Origin of the sequence: Synechococcus sp. WH 5701 (assembly GCF_000153045.1) — a bacterium.
Taxonomy (GTDB): Bacteria; Cyanobacteriota; Cyanobacteriia; order PCC-6307; family Cyanobiaceae; genus Regnicoccus_A; species Regnicoccus_A antarcticus.
Genome location: NZ_CH724159.1, coordinates 125357 through 140615, shown reverse-complemented (window position 1 = coordinate 140615; position 15259 = coordinate 125357). Strand labels below are relative to the sequence as shown.

At 63.3% G+C, this 15259-nt stretch carries 23 protein-coding genes; 10 read left to right on the top strand and 13 right to left on the bottom strand.

What is annotated here, in order from left to right:
• Window positions 1–29: 29 nt before the first annotated feature.
• The gene (locus WH5701_RS01585; protein ID WP_037979383.1) at window positions 30–248 is read left to right on the top strand and encodes a DUF433 domain-containing protein; all 219 of its coding nucleotides are present in this window, start codon (window positions 30–32) and stop codon (window positions 246–248) included.
• Complete coding sequence (locus WH5701_RS01580; RefSeq protein WP_006170139.1) at window positions 245–601, top strand: DUF5615 family PIN-like protein; 357 nt, start codon at window positions 245–247, stop codon at window positions 599–601. The genes WH5701_RS01585 and WH5701_RS01580 overlap by 4 nt, the downstream gene beginning before the upstream one ends.
• Before the next feature lie 121 nt (window positions 602–722).
• Here the strand turns inward: WH5701_RS01580 and WH5701_RS01575 are convergent, their stop codons facing one another.
• A complete protein-coding gene (locus WH5701_RS01575) occupies window positions 723–1886 on the bottom strand; it encodes a Fic family protein (RefSeq protein ID WP_037980002.1) in 1164 nt (387 codons plus the stop codon).
• Between the two features lie 288 nt (window positions 1887–2174).
• On the opposite strand from WH5701_RS01575, the gene WH5701_RS01570 reads away from it, so the two are divergent.
• The 5 genes from WH5701_RS01570 (at window position 2175) to WH5701_RS18285 (ending at window position 4432) form a co-directional block, all read left to right on the top strand.
• On the top strand, window positions 2175–2372 hold the full coding sequence (locus WH5701_RS01570) for a hypothetical protein (protein ID WP_006170137.1): 198 nt from the start codon (window positions 2175–2177) through the stop codon (window positions 2370–2372).
• A 95-nt stretch (window positions 2373–2467) separates the two neighbouring features.
• Window positions 2468–3211 (top strand): L,D-transpeptidase, encoded by a 744-nt coding sequence (locus WH5701_RS01565; RefSeq protein ID WP_006170136.1) that lies wholly within the window; start codon window positions 2468–2470, stop codon window positions 3209–3211.
• Window positions 3208–3489, top strand: a complete 282-nt coding sequence (locus WH5701_RS01560; RefSeq protein WP_006170135.1) for a hypothetical protein — start codon at window positions 3208–3210, stop codon at window positions 3487–3489. Before WH5701_RS01565 ends, WH5701_RS01560 begins: the two co-directional genes overlap by 4 nt.
• A gap of 114 nt (window positions 3490–3603) precedes the next feature.
• The gene (locus tag WH5701_RS15575; protein ID WP_006170134.1) at window positions 3604–3939 is read left to right on the top strand and encodes a hypothetical protein; all 336 of its coding nucleotides are present in this window, start codon (window positions 3604–3606) and stop codon (window positions 3937–3939) included.
• A 91-nt stretch (window positions 3940–4030) separates the two neighbouring features.
• Entirely contained in the window at window positions 4031–4432 is a 402-nt protein-coding gene (locus WH5701_RS18285) for a hypothetical protein (protein ID WP_006170133.1), read from the top strand.
• A 9-nt stretch (window positions 4433–4441) separates the two neighbouring features.
• On the opposite strand, the gene WH5701_RS17900 is transcribed toward WH5701_RS18285, so the two are convergent.
• From WH5701_RS17900 to WH5701_RS01525, 5 genes are all read right to left on the bottom strand, one after another.
• On the bottom strand, window positions 4442–4639 hold the full coding sequence (locus WH5701_RS17900) for a hypothetical protein (RefSeq protein WP_006170132.1): 198 nt from the start codon (window positions 4637–4639) through the stop codon (window positions 4442–4444).
• Between the two features lie 338 nt (window positions 4640–4977).
• Complete coding sequence (locus tag WH5701_RS01540) at window positions 4978–6114, bottom strand: IS5 family transposase (protein ID WP_006170130.1); 1137 nt, start codon at window positions 6112–6114, stop codon at window positions 4978–4980.
• 57 nt (window positions 6115–6171) lie between these two features.
• Window positions 6172–7779, bottom strand: a complete 1608-nt coding sequence (locus tag WH5701_RS01535) for an FAD-dependent oxidoreductase (protein WP_037979994.1) — start codon at window positions 7777–7779, stop codon at window positions 6172–6174.
• Between the two features lie 468 nt (window positions 7780–8247).
• Window positions 8248–8523, bottom strand: a complete 276-nt coding sequence (locus WH5701_RS01530) for a hypothetical protein (protein WP_006170128.1) — start codon at window positions 8521–8523, stop codon at window positions 8248–8250.
• An 18-nt stretch (window positions 8524–8541) separates the two neighbouring features.
• Window positions 8542–9495 carry a hypothetical protein gene (locus WH5701_RS01525; protein WP_006170127.1) on the bottom strand — a complete coding sequence of 318 codons (954 nt, stop codon included), beginning with the start codon at window positions 9493–9495 and terminating at the stop codon, window positions 8542–8544.
• 79 nt (window positions 9496–9574) lie between these two features.
• Here WH5701_RS01525 and WH5701_RS01520 point away from each other — a divergent pair, with 79 nt between their 5' ends.
• Entirely contained in the window at window positions 9575–9880 is a 306-nt protein-coding gene (locus WH5701_RS01520; RefSeq protein ID WP_006170126.1) for a cupin domain-containing protein, read from the top strand.
• Between the two features lie 23 nt (window positions 9881–9903).
• A complete protein-coding gene (locus tag WH5701_RS01515) occupies window positions 9904–10140 on the top strand; it encodes a hypothetical protein (RefSeq protein ID WP_037979377.1) in 237 nt (78 codons plus the stop codon).
• On the opposite strand, the gene WH5701_RS01510 is transcribed toward WH5701_RS01515, so the two are convergent.
• From WH5701_RS01510 to WH5701_RS01485, 6 genes are all read right to left on the bottom strand, one after another.
• Window positions 10124–10348: a hypothetical protein gene (locus WH5701_RS01510; protein WP_006170124.1), complete on the bottom strand. Its 225-nt coding sequence runs from the start codon at window positions 10346–10348 to the stop codon at window positions 10124–10126. The two genes, WH5701_RS01515 and WH5701_RS01510, sit on opposite strands and share 17 nt — an antisense overlap.
• A 78-nt stretch (window positions 10349–10426) precedes the next feature.
• Window positions 10427–10663 (bottom strand): chlorophyll a/b-binding protein, encoded by a 237-nt coding sequence (locus tag WH5701_RS01505; protein WP_006170123.1) that lies wholly within the window; start codon window positions 10661–10663, stop codon window positions 10427–10429.
• A gap of 247 nt (window positions 10664–10910) precedes the next feature.
• Window positions 10911–11054 (bottom strand): chlorophyll a/b-binding protein, encoded by a 144-nt coding sequence (locus WH5701_RS01500; RefSeq protein ID WP_006170121.1) that lies wholly within the window; start codon window positions 11052–11054, stop codon window positions 10911–10913.
• Window positions 11055–11157: 103 nt separating this feature from the next.
• The gene (locus WH5701_RS01495; protein WP_006170120.1) at window positions 11158–12342 is read right to left on the bottom strand and encodes a LysM peptidoglycan-binding domain-containing protein; all 1185 of its coding nucleotides are present in this window, start codon (window positions 12340–12342) and stop codon (window positions 11158–11160) included.
• A 3-nt stretch (window positions 12343–12345) separates the two neighbouring features.
• Complete coding sequence (locus tag WH5701_RS01490; protein WP_006170119.1) at window positions 12346–12843, bottom strand: hypothetical protein; 498 nt, start codon at window positions 12841–12843, stop codon at window positions 12346–12348.
• A gap of 296 nt (window positions 12844–13139) precedes the next feature.
• Window positions 13140–14123: an IS5 family transposase gene (locus tag WH5701_RS01485; RefSeq protein ID WP_006170118.1), complete on the bottom strand. Its 984-nt coding sequence runs from the start codon at window positions 14121–14123 to the stop codon at window positions 13140–13142.
• Window positions 14124–14346: 223 nt separating this feature from the next.
• Between WH5701_RS01485 and WH5701_RS17380 the strand changes: the two genes are divergently transcribed.
• On the top strand, window positions 14347–14973 hold the full coding sequence (locus WH5701_RS17380; protein ID WP_156776488.1) for a hypothetical protein: 627 nt from the start codon (window positions 14347–14349) through the stop codon (window positions 14971–14973).
• 51 nt (window positions 14974–15024) lie between these two features.
• On the opposite strand, the gene WH5701_RS18275 is transcribed toward WH5701_RS17380, so the two are convergent.
• Window positions 15025–15259 (bottom strand): transposase (locus tag WH5701_RS18275; protein WP_037979374.1); only part of this gene is annotated, 235 nt, incomplete at its 5' end.

Below are 15259 nucleotides of genomic sequence, written 5' to 3'. Positions count from 1 at the left end.
CAGCCAAAGAAGCCGCTTAGCCTGAGCCCATGGCGCCATCCCGTATCACCCACAACCCGGAGCAGTGCGGCGGTAAGCCCTGCATCCGCGGCATGCGCATTCGCGTGCGGGATGTCCTGGAGCTCTATGCCGCTGGGCTGAGCAGCGAGCAGATCCTTGCCGACTACCCGGATCTGGAGCCGGAGGATCTCAGTGCGGCACTGGATTACGCAGCCCGGGAGATCGACCATCCAGTGTTGGTGGGATGAGGCTCTGGCTGGATGCCCAGCTGCCGCCAGCCGTGGCCCTCTGGATCGGTGCGCAGCCATGGGGAGTGGATGCCGTCCCTGTGCGGGAGATCGGGTTGCGGGATGCCAGCGATCCGGAGATCTTTCGCCAGGCACGGGCCGCTGAGGCGGTGGTGATGACCAAAGACCGGGACTTCATCCGCCTGCTGGATGAGCAGGGCCCTCCTCCCCAGGTGATCTGGCTGCGGCTGGGGAACAGCAGCAATGCCGCACTGCAGCAGGTGTTGAGCACGACCCTGCTGCCAGCGCTGGAGCTGTTGCGCAGCGGTGAACCCTGGGTGGAGATCCGGCCGCAGGCCAACGCAGAAGCCTGATGCCTGCAGCACGGTGGTGCAGTGGTCGCGTCCTGCCTGCCCGATCCGCCTTGTCTGCTTCCGCAGGCCGGATCTGCGCCTCCCTCTGGCTGAGCTCCCGCACCCTGGAGAGGTTCTCCGCTCACCCGCCATCCACTGGTAGCGGCGCGCCTGGCCAATGGATGTGATAGGCGCGGCTGCGGCCTTCGCCGATCGGCTCGATCGCTTGTTGCTCCACCAGCTCGGCCAGATCGCGCCAGGCCGTGGCGCGGCTCACCTTGGTGAGGCTGATGGCCTTGCGCAGGGTCATGCCGCCCGTGAACCCCTCCGGTTCGGCATCCAGCAAGCGATTGAGCAGCTTCTGCTGGCGGCTGTTGAAACCGCTGTGCCGGTGGCTCCACCAGAAGGCCGCCTTGCGCCGCACCGCATCGATCACGGCGCCATTGGTGGCCGCTGCTGCCGTGAGCTGCTCCAGGAACCAGCTCAGCCAGCCCGTGACATCGAGATATCCCCGCTGGCAGCGCTCCAGCACCGTGTAGTACCTCTCCCGCTCCCGCAGGATCTGGGCGGAGATGCCCAGGGCTCGGCCAGACAACTCCTGGTGGGCCTGGGCCCTGCAGTCCTGGGCCAGAAGCCGGTCGGTGATGGCACGGGCCAGGCGGCCATTGCCGTCTTCATAGGGGTGGAGGGTGAGAAACCAGAGGTGGGCCAGGCCGGCGCGCAACAGCCCGTCCAGCTGCGCTGGCGGGGAGGCGATCCAGTCCAGGAAGGCCTCCAGCTGCCTCTCGAGCTGATCACGGGGCGGCGCTTCAAAGTGCAGGCGCTCACGGCCGATGGCGACGGAGAGCACCTGCATCGGGGCTTCATCGCGCAGTTCACCGATCCGAATGGCGCGCAGGTCATCGGGGCCAGCGGCAAACAGGCGCCGATGCCAGTGGTTCAGCGTGGCCAGGGTGAGGGGAGCCTCCAGGCTGCTGGTGGCTTCCAGCAACACATCCAGCAGGCCCTCCACCTGGGCGCTGGTGGCCGGCTGCCCCTCGGCCAGGGGAAGGCGCAGTCGGCGCGCGATTGAGGAGCGCACCTGGCCGGGATCCAGCAGCTCGCCTTCGATGGCGGCCGTGCCCAGGCTCTCCCGGCCCAGCAAGGCGGAGATCGCCTCGCGATCGAGCGGGGGCTCCAGCGTCTCCAACCGGCTCAGCAGCTCCTGGCGTGCAGCGCGGGCCTGCTCCAGCAGCGGCTCCAGAGCGGAGCCCTTCCAGCGGAACTGGGGCCAGTCCGGCTGCTGCCAGATCCAGGATGAAACCATCACCACAGCCTAATCGCTTCATCCAATGAAGCGGTTAGTGGCAGGTAATCGCTTCATGGCCGCCGCCGCGGTGGCTGGGGGCATGCGCTCGAATCGCTCGGCAGGGTGCAGATCTTCCCCACCGGCGCTCAGTGGATCGGCTACGCGCAGCCCTCCTCATGGTCCGGGCGGCCTCAAGGGCTGCGCGAGTCCGCCGACTTGTTCGATGGCCTCGCTGCGCTCCGCATTGCAGCGGTGGCTGCCCCTTGACCCCGCCCGGCGTGCTTCGGGGTCTTCGCTACGCCTGCCATGGCTTCCGCATCCCGGATCCGCGCCTTCCAGCTCCTGAGCTCCCGCACCCTGGAGCTTCTCTGGGAAGAGGCATCGGCCCACCGCCCTGCTCCTCTGGAGCGGCTGGAGCGGCTCTGCGCTGATCTGCTCTTTGAGCGCCAGCTCCTCAATCCTCACCGGGTGAGCTCCTTCCCCGAAAGCGAGCTGCCCTTCTGAGGGGGCGGCCCCGGCTGCGGCTGGGGCGCTCTCTTTTGACTGCCGCCGGCGGCCCAAAGCCAGCACTGGCAACAGGGCTCAGCAGCACCACGCCCATGGCCAGCCCCATGACCCCCGAGCGGTTCCAGGACCGCTTTGAAGCCTTTCGCGGTGAACCCCAGCAGGTCTCCGGCGTCTGGACCCTTCATGCCGCGATCGCTGCACTGCCCGGCAGCGAGGCCGTCCTCGATGAGCACGCCCCCTGGGCGCTCACCTTCAGCCAGAAACCTGCCGCGCCCCCGGCGCCGGCAGTCCCCAGCGGCGGCCTCGATCCCCGCGGTTCAGAGGAAGCCGGCATGGCCGGCCCGCAGCTGGCAGCCCCCGTCCAGCCCGGGGATTCCTACCTGCTGGTGAATGACCGGGATGAGGACATGGAGGCCTACGACCACACCGGCCAGTTCCTCTGGAAGATCCCCTGCCTGGCCCGCGGCCAGGGGGCGGATACCGACTGGAGCCGCGCCAATACCGACACCCCGCCCGGCCTTTACAAGCTCGGCCAGCTCTACGCGGACTACGAGCAGAACCCCAACCCGCCCTGCTCCGACACAGCCATGGCCTACGGCTGGTACTCCTTCGACATGGAGGAGCTGGAGGGCCAGGAGGTGTCCCATGGCCGGGCCGGGATCATGCTCCACGGCGGTGGATCGGCCTGCGGCTGGCCCGGGGCCTGGGCAGCGCAGCAGCCCCTGCACCCCACCCTCGGTTGCGTACGCCTGCACAACGCCGATCTGCGCGACAAGGTGCTGCCCCTCTACCGGCAGGGCACCGTCTATGTGGGGGTGTTCCAGGAAAAAAAGTGACGACGAGGCTGGTGCTGCCACCGGCTGGGGGCCGACCGCCCAAGCCGCCGTTCGACCGTGAGCGGTTTGTGTTCAAGATCCTGGCGGTGGTGATCGGCACCCAGCTGCTGATCTATTCCCTCGCCGCTGGGGTCTGCGGCCAGCGGGCGCTGGAAGGGCGATCGATCGGGCAGATCTGCCCCGGCACGCTGGAGCAGCTGCAGGGCGGCTTTGATTCCACCCTCAAGCTGCTGCTGGCTTTGCTGGGTGGAGCAGCGCTCACGCGCATGGACCGGTAACGCCTGGGAGCGGGAGGAGGGCTTGCTCCGGGCCTCTCCAGTCTGAGGCCCTCCTGCGGTCGGGCCTCCGCTGGGATCGGTCCCATCGCTGCGCCACACCTGGCGCCGATCGTCATGGCCACGCTCTCTGCAGGCAGTTCCGCTGCCACCTCCCCGTTCTGCAGGCCAGAAGAAGATCCGTTCCTGCTGCTCGAATCCACGCTGCGCTCGGTGGAGGAGATCCTGCTGCGTCGTCGTGGGCTGCCGCTGCGCCGCACCTGGATCGAGCAGCCCTATGGAGAAGAGGAAATCACCCTGCTGGAGGAGGAGGTGATCCCCGCGATCCAACAGTGTCTGGCGCGAGTGGATGAGCTGGATGAGCGGCTCCTGGCCGAGCAGGAGCTGATGCAGCGCTGTGAGCTCGAGCTGCAGCGCCAGCCACTGTCTGTGCAGAAGCTGCAGATGGCCTGAGCGCCATGGGTTGGGGGCTGCAGCTGCGGCCCCCTTGCCTGTGTCTCGATCCCAGGGTTGGCGGAGCAGCTCCACTGCTCGGGCGCGGTGGATGCTCAGCACGGATCTGCAGCAGGGCCAGTTGGGCGTGGCTGGCTGGGCGAAGCGAAACCCCTCCGCAGCATGCCCCTCCGGCTTGCGCTGGCCAGGGCTGACGCGAGGCTCGCTGGGCTCGCCCCTGGCCAGCACTGCGCCTGCGGGGCGTCTGGTCGGTGTTCTCTGCTCCACCCCAGCCATGGCCACTCCCCAAGGCCCCGTCTGCGAAGTCCGCCTGCTTGTGGTTCACCGCCATCAGCCAGGAGTCCAGAAGCTCGGCTCCACCCCCTGTGAGGTCGCGTTCTTGGGCCGCCGCGGCAAGCCCGTCAAGAAGATGCGGCTGATCCCTGCCGAGAAGGCGTTCGCCTTTGCCCGCAAGCTCCAGGGCACCCCCGGCTGCACCGTCTCGGTCTGCTGAGCCGTTGGGCTAAGGCCCGGCTGCCGGTTGGTGGCCGGGCCTTTGCAGCAGGGCTGGCAAGAGCCGCAGTAAGCCCAGTGAGGCCATGGCCACCAGAACCAGCCGCCGCACGCGCAAGAGCAGCACCGGCAAAACCAGCACCGCCAGAACCCGGAACACCGCAAGCCGCAGCACCGACTCCGTGCCCGAGTTGCCGGGAATCAGCACTGTCAGACGACAGTGCGCTCAACTTCACCTTGCTGGTGTGGACACGGGAACCCTGGCGGCAATACATGATTGTGAGTGACCTCAACTTCCGCATCGAGCCGCTGCTGCACGAGCGGGGCACCCCCAGCGAGAGGGCCCTGAATGAGGTCAGCCGTCAGTCCAGCACTCGTTAGGAGTTTGCGGAAAAACCAGCGCGGCAAGCGCGTTTTCCCCAGCCAAAAGCTGATTTCTTGTTGATCTGGCGCTCAGGACGATTCAGAGGGCTGGATGACGCCCTTTTGGACTGTTTTCGAGGCTTTTGACCTGCCAAACGGGCACACCTCTGGGGAACCAGCCGTTCATGCCACCTCCAGTGCCGGCTTGAACAGGTTGCCCAGGCGGATCAGGTTGTAGGCGATCACGTGCAGACCGAATACAGCGCTCACGTTTTCCTGGCCGCGCAGTTTGAACTGGCGCAGCCCGCCGAACGCCTTGATCCAGCCAAATACCTTCTCGATGCCGCGGCGGGCATTGATCGACTTGGCGTACCCCACGTGGCGGGTGGTGCGGGCATCGATCGCTGAGCCACCGCTGCGGGCGGTGTTCTGCGCCACGTGGGGCGTCACGCCCAGTCGCCGCATCTCGGCCACGAAACCTTTCGTGTCGTAGTTCTTGTCGGCGCCGATGGTCTTCTGGTGAGCACCGGCACTGTCTGCTGCCATCCCCTGGGCGGCATCCCGCTCACCGGTGCCCGTGGCCTTGGTGACGCGGCAATCGACGATCAGGTCGTGGCGGTTCTCCATGAGCACATGACCGCGATAGCTCAACTGCGCTGGATGGGCATTGGACTTCCGGGCCAGCAAGGCCTCTGGATCCGTGCTGGAGCGGTGGGTCTCGTTGCTGAGCTTGATGCCGCGAAAGTCGCCCTTGGCTCGCTTCCTTCCCTCCTTGGGGGCACCGAATCCTTCGCCAGGACCTGTTGGCGGAGGCGGAGGGTCCTCCTGCCCATCGATCCGCTTCAGGGAGGCGTGTGACGCCCAGGCCTGTAGCAACGTGCCGTCCACGGAGAAGTGGTCGTCACTGAGCAGCGGTTTGACCTCCGGAGCTCCCATCAGCTTCTCCAGAAACAGCCCCATGACGTCGTCATTGAGCAGCCGATCACGGTTTTTGGTGAATGTGGTCGGGTGCCAGATTGGATCGTCGGGGCTGAGGCCCACAAACCAGCGGAACAGCAGGTTGTAGTGGAGCTGCTCCAGCAGCAGCCTCTCGGAGCGGATCCCATAGAACGCCTGCAGCAGCGAGGCCAGCAGCAGTTGCTCCGGCGGCACCGATGGGCGTCCTTCTGAGGCGTACAGCCTGCAGAAAGTGGGATTGAGCCGATCAAGAGCCTGGTCCGCCAGCTTGCGGATCCGCCGTAGTGGATGGCTGCTCGGGATCCGTTCCTCAATCGAGACGTAGGAGAACAAGGAGCCGCTGCGCTCCTGTTGGCCTCGCATCACTACTGGTGCAGTTGCCCCATTTTCGCAGAGGCGGCGGGGTTTTTCAGCGAACTCTTAGGAGTTGAACCACGGCAGTTTCAGACCAAGGGCTTCGATTGGATCCATCACGAGCTTGTTGAGAGCACGGCCTAGAACGACTTGTGGCTCGTCCGCCCGAATAGGGAGAACGGGATGCGCGTGATCGGCACCGTTGACAATCTTGCGCCTGATCAGGGAGTTTCCTGCCTCCAGCCCGCACACATAGGCTCGTTCCTGACACAAACCCTTGGCTCCATGTTCTTTGTCGCCCATCCGCACCCAGTCGCCAGCGCAGACGATCGATTCCACTGAGGTTTCCAAGGGTGGCCGTTTTCTGAAACTGCCCGGAGAAAAGAGCGACACCGAGCCTGGATAGCGCCGCACCTCGGAATCAACCACCCTGGCATTGGTGAATTCTGGATGAGCGATGGGGAGCAGGTCACGCGTGAGCCGATCGATGATCTCTTGATCACTCATCGCTGCGATAGCCGATGCGTTGTAGAAGTCGCTGGCGACCACCGAGCCCTGGGGCTGCTCATCACCCCAGAGAGCCTGTTGCGCATCCTTGTGCAGCTGATCCAGCATGAAAAAAGTGCCCCCAGAGCCCTTCAGTGATTCGAAGCGGGAAAACACGTTGGCTGGGTAAGCGATTGGAACATAACGATCCAGCCATAGACGTACTGACACGACATCGATGGAACCAAGCGAAGCAGCGCCAACAAGCTCTGGCGCTGCCTTGCTGAGTTCAGGAGATTGAGCCATCAGAGACTTGAGCCCTTTTGCACCAACGGCCAAGACCACAGCATCCACCTCGTCAATCACCTGAACTGATTTGGTCGCCACGTTCATAAGCTCAACCGAGCTGACGCGCTGCGAGTCAGACGACATAGTCACCCGTCTCACCAACGTTCCCCCAAGGACCTGCAGATGATGGCGGGAGATCAGCCTTCGACTCAGAGGCGCAAACAGATGTTCGGCGATGCTTTTCGACTTGATCCAACGGACATCAAATGAGTCTTGATGGGCCAAGGCGTAGTAATAGAGGAGCTCCATAGTGACCGCGGCCGAAAGCTCTTCGGGCGGCTTGAACAAGCCAACCAGCAAGGTGGGGCGCAAGAACTCATTGATGAGCCGATCGCTAATGCCGAGCTTGACAAAGAGTGATTGCGCATCGAGATCGTCGTACTGCTGGAAAATCTTGTCGCTGCGATAAAGGTCAAGCATCGTATAGAGAAGCCCTGCGATGCTGAGCCGGTCTTGAATGGGTAGTCGTGTGAAGTTGGTGATTGTTGCCACCATCTGGCCAAGCGGACTTGGCCATTGGGGTGCGTCTCCAAAAACAGGCGCTGTTGCTTCTAACCCATCGGGCGACCAGAAGGCACTGGTTGTGAAGTCAGTGAAGATATCGCCAGCGCCGAGTTCATTGGTTAGGGCATTGATGTTGGGATAGTCTTTCCAAAAACCTCTGGTGCCTGCCTCGAAAGGTTTACCGCTTTTGGTTGTGATTGGTTGACTGCCTGTTGGATCGGGCATCCCATCAATCAAGGTGACGCGAATACCGGCTTCACAGAGTGCCTTGGCTGCGCCCCAACCAGCCCATCCGGCTCCGATGACGACGACATGGGATGGTCTTCCGCCGGTCATGGCCTCGTGTGGCATGGCTGCTACGAACGTCTGCTCATCTTTTGCAAGTTACTCAAAGAGTGATGGAGCTCGCCGCTCCGTCGTACCGCTTCTGATCTGGAGCGTTGGGCGAGGCACGACGGATGCCGTTGCTACTGGAGCGGGACTGTTCTCAGGCGAACAATTCAATCTCCAGAATTTGGGAGATTTCGTAAGCACGTTGGCCGCGTTTTAGCGATTTCACCCTATATCTCCCCCTTTTTTGAACACAGTTTGATTGTTCTTTTGTTCGATTGATTTCACTGGGTTCGGGTGGGCTCGACTGACAGCTGACTGCGAAGCATGCAACCGGTAGCCCTGCAGCAGCCAGGGGAACGACCGCCCGCTGCGCTCGCTTCTCCAGCCGCAGCGCCCGCTCCGCTGGTGGATCGCGCGGGTAGGGACGGTCGCCCGTGCTGCTGGCCTACAGCCGGGGCTTGCAGCCGTGAGCTACAGCCAGGAGCGGTAGCGGCTGCGGTGGCGCCGTGCCGCAGCCTTATGGCCGCTGCTGCCGAACTGGGGGCTGGAGCCATCTCGCCGCCGCCGCACCCAGACGCCGCGGCGAATCAGACGAGAGTCCTCTGAATTGGCGCGGCGTGCGGCCACGATCACCCCATAGCCCTTCTTGTGTCGGTGCTGGGCACGGGAGCGGGCCTGGCTGGCGCTGGCGGCCGGCACCACCGTGGCGGTGGAGCGGTTGCGCCAGAACACCAGATACCAGGCCATCGCTCTGCGGCGGGGTGATCAGCGCCGTGGCGCAGCCGCCCTGGGCGTTGTGCCCTTGACGGCCTCCAGATAGAGCTCGGCGGTGCTCAGCGTCTGCAGGTTCACCGCTCCGCCGTGCTCATGGCCCGTTTCAGGCACCGCAGCGGAATACAGGCCACTGCGCTGCTGGAACAGGAAGCTGTACACCGGGTGGCGGCGCAGCTCCTCCATGTAGTCGCCATCGCTCAGGGCCACCCCGTCGGCGGTGAGGGGCTGGCCCTTGCCGTCCACCGGCAGCAGCCGCTCGCGGCCATCCACCTCCCCCAGCTGGAAGTGGCCGCCGCACAGCGTCACGAAGGTGTCAAAGAAGGTGCCCCGCTCATCGCCGCCGACGCGGCCCTCGGCCTCGGAGAAGAGGCGCTCCATCAAGCGCTCCTTGCGCAGATTTTGAACCTGGGAGCGAGCCTCATCCCGTTCCTTTTCGACGCTGCGCACGCGGCGCAGGTTGGCCTCATTGAGCTGGCGTTCACGCTCGCCCACCTGGCGCTCGAACTCCTCCCGCTTGCGCTCGGCGTCCTGCAGGCGGGCGTACTCATCGGGGTTGATCTCCGAGAACCGCGACAGCTGGGCACGGGCCTTGCGCAGCTCCTTCTCCAGCTGGTTGCTGCGGCGTCGCTCGGCGCGCAGGGGGTCAGCACTGCTGGGAGCAGCGGCAGGGGGGTCGTCGTTGTCGCGGCTGCCGTTGACACCTGGGTCCTGGGGCAGGGAGAGGTCGAGGGCGTCGTCGCCGTCGGCAGCATCCAGACCAGCGTCAGCGGCGCCGTCGCTGTCGAGCAGGTCAGGGTCGGTGGCAGGCGGGGCTGAGCCGGCAGGGGCCTGGTTGGGCTGCTGCTGGTGCTGGCTGTAGACCTGCCATGGGCCGACAGGGGCCAGGGGAGCTGGAGCGTTGCCGCTGCTGGTGCGGCTGAAGTCAGAGAAGAAGGAAGAGGGCATCACCCATCACGGCTGTGGTGCTGCGGGCGCCCCGTCCGGGCTGCGCTCGCAGTTCCTGTTGCCAGGCTGGGAGCAGACCATGGCCCTGGTTCTCAAGCAGACAGCCATGGCCTCCGGCATCACGGTCACGTCCAACCCGGATCCCGCTCAGCTGGTCAGCCTGGGTGTGTCCAACTGGCCGACCTGGGGCTGTGAGGTCAGCACCTTCCCCTGGACCTACGACGAGCAGGAGACCTGTTTGCTGTTGGAGGGGGATGTGACGGTAACCCCCGATGGCGGTAAGCCGGTGCGCTTTGGCGCCGGAGACCTGGTGGTGTTTGACGCCGGGCTGAGCTGCACCTGGGACGTGCACGCCCCGGTGCAAAAGCACTACCGCTTTGGCTGAGCACTCCGGCCAGAGTGGAGCCCATGCAGCTACCACCCCAGCCTACGCCGCGCGAAACCACCGAGGCGATGGTGCGGAACATCGGCCTGGAGCTGGCAGAGGTCCAGCAGGCGATGGTTCGTTGTCGCGGTGACGCCGTCGCTGAACCCAGGCTGGCGGGAACATGGATGGCGCACCTGTTGATCAGCAGCAACGAGCTGCTGATCAACCTTCTGATCGACACGGCCCGCCGGCCGCAGCGGATCAGCGGTCCGGGGTAGCGGACCGCGTCCAACGCCGGTAGAGCCAGGCCCCGCAGCTGCCCCAAAGCACGCTCCAGAGGATGAAGGTGGCGAGCGTCCCCAGCTGGGACCCCTCCAGCGAATAGACCCCGGCGTTGATCAGGCCGGCATCGATCAGCGAGCCGCCGATCCCCCAGCCCAGAACCCAGGTGAACAGGAAGCCAATGGCCTGGAGGTTGCCCGTCATGGGAGTGGGAGTTCAGCGGTGGCCATCAAAAACCCCCGGGTGTGCCGGGGGTGGTGGGTCAACGAGCCGGACGGAGACTCAGAAGCAGAAGGGCAGGAACTGGGTGCGGCAGGCCGCATAGCCATCCACCAGAGCGCCGAGGCCGATCTGGTGGGCGATGCCGAAACCGGTGAGGCCTTCCACCACGATGCCGATCACGATGCCGAGCATGGCGGCGCGACCGTTGAACAGTTCAGCGCGCTTGAGCTGCTCCATGTGGATCAGCTGTTCGGCGCTGTTCTGCAACCACTGGTCGTTGGCGGGGGTGTTGGTCATGAGAGCTCTGGTGTGGTGGATGGGAAGCGTTGGTCGTGAGCGAAGGGCTCAGTCGGCCTATCAGGGCTGGAGCAGGGCACTCGTGGTCCATGCGCCGATCAGCAGGAGAGCAACAACGCCGGTCATCGCTGGGGGGTCTGGGCGAGGTCGCTGGGGCGGGTCAGCACAAAAGCAGTAACGCCGGAGAGCAGCACCACCAGGGCGACGACGGCGGTGATGGCGGCGGAGTAGTCGGTGCTCATCGCGATCAACCGAGCCCGATCTGCTGGAGGATGCCCTGGCCGGTGAGCAGCTCGGTGGCGAGGCCGATCACGAAACCGAGCATGGCCAGGCGACCGTTCCAGGTCTCGGCGAATGCGACAAACCCGAAGCGGGGAGCGGGATCAGCCATGCGTGTTTCAGTTCGTTACGGGAATTGTAACGACATGTGAAGTGGGTGGGACATGGCGGTTTCCCGCATGGCTGCCGGAGTGGTGGTGGAGCTGCGCCAGCCGTCAGCCCAGGGACTCCACTCCCTCCTCAACAGCAGGCGCCGTACGCCGGGCCGGCAGGTAGATCCACTCCCCTTCTGGCAGTGGAGTGGAAGGCATGTACCCCGGCACCAGCAGCTGCATCCCCGAGGGAATGGGAGTGGTGGAGCGGTAGACGGGCAGCTGCAGCGTGGTGCCAGTGGGCAGCGGTTCCTCGCTGGGCCAACTGCTCAGCTCTGGGTTGAACTGGCGGAGCAGGGAGAGGGTCAGGTTCTGCTCCGCCGCCACGCTGCTGAGCGTGTCGCCTTCGACGCTGATGTAGGTCTCGCTCTGCTGCAGCACCGGGTTGAGGCTGCGCAGCTTGCTTTCGGTGGTCCCGTGCCGTCCGGCCAGCACCGCCAGCGAATCGCCCTCCACGGCTGTGATTGTCTGGGTGCTTTCCAGCTGGGGGTTGATGCGCCGCAACGTGGCCACGGTGGTGCCGTAGCGCTCAGCGATCAGGTTCAGCGTGTCGCCATCCCTGAGCACCAGCACGCTGTGGGGCCTGAGCACCAGCTGGATCGACTCCCCCAGCAGCGGCTGCACCAGCAGGCCGATGCCACCGGGGCCGTAGTCCGCCCCGAAGTGCATCACCTGGCAACCCGCGAACTGGGCCCGCCCGCCACTGGGCAGTCCGCCCTGAGACGAGAGGTGGGCCAGGTCCCCCAGCCACATCACCCCCTGGCAGGGCGCCTGCACCGTGCCCAACAGCGTTGGGTCCCAGGGCAGTGGTGCCTCGTCGCGGTAGCCAGGGGTGGCCCAGTCCAGCTCGGCCGCCAACCAGTCGAACGTGTTGCTGGTGCTCACCGGCAGGATCGCCGCCCGGCAGAGGTAGCCGCGCAGCAGCACATCGCCGGGGTCGGTGAGGGCGGTGTCGTTGTAGCCGCTGACGATGCCGCTCTGCTCCAGGAAGCAGTCGATCACGTGCCGGCGAATGGGGACCGGGTTGCGGCTCTCGGGTCGGTCCACCTCAAACAGGCAGAGGCGGGCATTGGCGTAGGGCTGCAGCGCCAGCCACAGGGGCGAGGCCCCAGGGGGCGCAGCTGCGGGCTGGGCCACCCGGCTGTCGATCCCCGGGGTGGCTGCAGGCAGAGACACCAGCTGGCCCCACAGCGGCGCACCCCGCAGGGGGTTGAGGCCCTGGTTGAGTGGCGAGAGAGGTTGCTCCATCGCTCAGCCCCGCACCAGCGATCCCCGGAAGGGGTCGGGGTTGCACTGGCGCCAGTTCTGCAGCCGCGGCAGCAGCAGCGCCAGCTGGCCGATGTGCTGGCTGCGCTGCTTACCCAGCACCACCGCCGGTGAGGGGCCCGCGGGGTTCCACTCGCTCTCGGTGTCCTCCAGCAGCAGCTCGGTGGCGTACTCCACCACCGCCAACTTGCTCAGCGGCAGCGGGTTGGGCACCACGCCACCGGCCACGCCCTTGCGCCGGCTGCGCACCGGGCTGTTCACCTCCGCCGGCGTCAGTGCCGCCAGCTGCTCATTCAGCCCTGCGATGGCATCGAGGTGGCCCTGGGCGGTGCACACCCCCGTGGGGTAGTGGGTCTGCAGCTGAGCCATCTCCCGATTCAAGGCCGCAACGGCAGAACTGGTGACCGGGATGGAGAGGGCGATGCGCAGGGCCTCGGCATCGCCGGGGCGCCAGCTGCAGGTGGGTGGGGAGGACTGGGTCATGCCGTCGTTTGCCAGGCTTGAAATTTGAATGGCTGAGGTGCCAACTGGAAAAGCAAGAAGACCACATCGAAGTGTTATTGCAACTCAATCGCATTACAAAAGAGCTAGGGAACCTCTGATCAAGACGCCTTAATTCGAATAATCTAGTCTCATTCTCATCAATGAGACGATACTGAGCAGATTTAGCCCACTTTTCGCTCAGAGAAGCCCTTGAAAAGACTTCAGGCAGTTCCCACCATTCGTTTTGGCTTGATTTCTGGATGATTATCGGTCTTTAGACACACTATACCCTTGCTTTACGCTGAATCAGGTATCCGTTCCCGTACCATCCAGAGGTTTGCCAGGGCAAAGAGCAACTTCAGCTTGAGGTCGTTCTTGCGGATACCTCTGTAGAAGACCTTCCGGAAGCCGAACTGACATTTGATGATTCGAAAGGGATGTTCCACTTTGGCGCGGAAGTGGGCTTTCGCCGTCTCAATCAGATCAAGAAGCCTGCCCTCAGGTGTCTCTGGAAGCACTCTGCGCTGGCCGGGCTTCATCGCAATCCTGAACTCAGCCTCGCAGTCCTGGAAGTCGTTTCGTTTCTCGATGCCGATGTGGCCGGCATCGCCGTAGATGAGGCGTTCATCCCCATGGAGCCGTTCAGCTGCTGTGTTCAGCTCATGAACATTGGCGGCGGTGCTCTCAACAGAGTGGACCAGGCCAGATGCGGCATCAACTCCGATGTGGCAGCGCATTCCAAAGAACCACTGCTTGCCCTTGGCCACTGAGTGCATGTCAGGATCCCTCTCCTTGGCCTTGTTCTTGGTGGAGCTGGGGGCATTGATTATCGTGGCATCAAGGATCGTTCCTTCCCTCAGCATCACTCCTCTCTCGCTAAGCATCTGGTTCACACCCTCAAGAATCTGCTCCGCGATCCGGTGCTCTTCCAGCAGATGGCGAAAGTTGAGAATCGTCGTCTCATCAGGGATCCGGCCATCCATCGTCTCGATCCCTGCGAAGCGGCGGAAGCAGGGCGTATCGATCAGCATCTCCTCCATCAATGGATCTGAAAGCGTGAACCACTGCTGCAGCAGATGGATCCGCAGCATCACCTCCAAAGGAATCGGCGGACGACCTCCTTTGCTGGAGGGCTTGTGATACACGGGCTCAATCAAGGCCAGAAACGCTTCCCAGGGAACCGTGGCCTCCATCTCATCCAAGAAGCGCTGGCGGCGCGTCCTCTTTTTGGCGTAGATCTGCTCGTAGTCCGTGAAGCCCAGCTGGAGAGGGTCGGCCATCCGTTCCAGTCTCAGTCTTGGATCTGGACTGATTTTAGCGGGTTTTTCAGGGGTTCCCTAGAAGTGCCGAAACCCGAAACCCGAGACCCGAAACCCGAAGCAGCGGGCAGCGAGGAAGGAACGCCACTCCAAGTCATCCCCAGTGTGTGCAGTTGTGACAAGCCTGGCATATCACATAAATCCTGCTCAGAATTAATCTGAACAGACAGCAGGAGGCAAAGCAATGAGCATCTCACATCCATACTTTACTGTTGAGAGTAGAGAGCCGAGCTATCTTTCTAATTATGGACCCGGCTACGTAGGTTTTACGCATTCAGATCCAAACTTTGTCTCAAGAGGGATTGCATATTTCACTCGCTGGTCAAGACTTAGTGAAATCAAGGCATCACATGCGCTAATCGTAAGCGGCGAAGACGAGTGCATTGAGGCGCATGTTCAAAGCGGTGTTCGAAGAGCCAAACTCAGTGATTATTTCAACAATCCCCAGTGTCAAATATTTTTCCGAAAACCAGTTGACTTAGACAAAGCAGTAGCCGATGCCATTGTTGACTCTGCAGCACAAGAAATCGGATGTAAATATGATATATCGCTAATCCTAGGGCAAGCTGCAGCCAAGAGCCATATAGGCAAGCTTATTAGAGAGATATTTCAGGGAAACGCCAAAAGTCTTGCATGCAAGATCATGAACAATGATACGCGGTGGATATGCAGCGAGCTTGTGGCACACTGCCTTGATCAACAGCCGCAGTACAAAGGCAAAGGCGTCTTAAGGGCACCTCGAAATATTGCCACTACCCAGGCTGCCTTGAGAAGCAAAATGCTCATCCTCTGCACGTGCAGATCCGCCTGATGACTGACATTCATGACTTAAATGCGGGATAATTATCCCGTTGCCGAATGATCAGACAGCCAGCATTGCCTTTGAGTTGCAATGCAGGTATCGAAGAAAGTTGTAAGTCAGATTACGCAGTCCCCACCAAGCTTTCGTTCTGGCCAGTCCAATCCGCCTTGTCAGCTTGCCGCGCATGCAGGTTGTGATTGCACCAAAGACATGCTCAACCCTGGCCCGTACAGTTGATCGGACCTTGTTCCGTTCCTTGGCCTCCTCGCTCAAGGGATGGCAGCGTGAGCCCTTT

Excerpts from the sequence above, each read along its gene's own strand:
- WH5701_RS01585 (WP_037979383.1), top strand. The coding sequence starts at position 30 with ATGGCGCCATCCCGTATCACCCACAACCCGGAGCAGTGCGGCGGTAAG.
- WH5701_RS01580 (WP_006170139.1), top strand. The coding sequence starts at position 245 with ATGAGGCTCTGGCTGGATGCCCAGCTGCCGCCAGCCGTGGCCCTCTGG.
- WH5701_RS01575 (WP_037980002.1), bottom strand. The coding sequence starts at position 1,886 with ATGGTTTCATCCTGGATCTGGCAGCAGCCGGACTGGCCCCAGTTCCGC.
- WH5701_RS01570 (WP_006170137.1), top strand. The coding sequence starts at position 2,175 with ATGGCTTCCGCATCCCGGATCCGCGCCTTCCAGCTCCTGAGCTCCCGC.
- WH5701_RS01565 (WP_006170136.1), top strand. The coding sequence starts at position 2,468 with ATGGCCAGCCCCATGACCCCCGAGCGGTTCCAGGACCGCTTTGAAGCC.
- WH5701_RS15575 (WP_006170134.1), top strand. The coding sequence starts at position 3,604 with ATGGCCACGCTCTCTGCAGGCAGTTCCGCTGCCACCTCCCCGTTCTGC.
- WH5701_RS18285 (WP_006170133.1), top strand. The coding sequence starts at position 4,031 with ATGCTCAGCACGGATCTGCAGCAGGGCCAGTTGGGCGTGGCTGGCTGG.
- WH5701_RS01540 (WP_006170130.1), bottom strand. The coding sequence starts at position 6,114 with ATGCGAGGCCAACAGGAGCGCAGCGGCTCCTTGTTCTCCTACGTCTCG.
- WH5701_RS01535 (WP_037979994.1), bottom strand. The coding sequence starts at position 7,779 with ATGACCGGCGGAAGACCATCCCATGTCGTCGTCATCGGAGCCGGATGG.
- WH5701_RS01530 (WP_006170128.1), bottom strand. The coding sequence starts at position 8,523 with ATGGCCTGGTATCTGGTGTTCTGGCGCAACCGCTCCACCGCCACGGTG.
- WH5701_RS01525 (WP_006170127.1), bottom strand. The coding sequence starts at position 9,495 with ATGCCCTCTTCCTTCTTCTCTGACTTCAGCCGCACCAGCAGCGGCAAC.
- WH5701_RS01520 (WP_006170126.1), top strand. The coding sequence starts at position 9,575 with ATGGCCCTGGTTCTCAAGCAGACAGCCATGGCCTCCGGCATCACGGTC.
- WH5701_RS01515 (WP_037979377.1), top strand. The coding sequence starts at position 9,904 with ATGCAGCTACCACCCCAGCCTACGCCGCGCGAAACCACCGAGGCGATG.
- WH5701_RS01510 (WP_006170124.1), bottom strand. The coding sequence starts at position 10,348 with ATGACGGGCAACCTCCAGGCCATTGGCTTCCTGTTCACCTGGGTTCTG.
- WH5701_RS01505 (WP_006170123.1), bottom strand. The coding sequence starts at position 10,663 with ATGACCAACACCCCCGCCAACGACCAGTGGTTGCAGAACAGCGCCGAA.
- WH5701_RS01500 (WP_006170121.1), bottom strand. The coding sequence starts at position 11,054 with ATGGCTGATCCCGCTCCCCGCTTCGGGTTTGTCGCATTCGCCGAGACC.
- WH5701_RS01495 (WP_006170120.1), bottom strand. The coding sequence starts at position 12,342 with ATGGAGCAACCTCTCTCGCCACTCAACCAGGGCCTCAACCCCCTGCGG.
- WH5701_RS01490 (WP_006170119.1), bottom strand. The coding sequence starts at position 12,843 with ATGACCCAGTCCTCCCCACCCACCTGCAGCTGGCGCCCCGGCGATGCC.
- WH5701_RS01485 (WP_006170118.1), bottom strand. The coding sequence starts at position 14,123 with ATGGCCGACCCTCTCCAGCTGGGCTTCACGGACTACGAGCAGATCTAC.
- WH5701_RS17380 (WP_156776488.1), top strand. The coding sequence starts at position 14,347 with ATGAGCATCTCACATCCATACTTTACTGTTGAGAGTAGAGAGCCGAGC.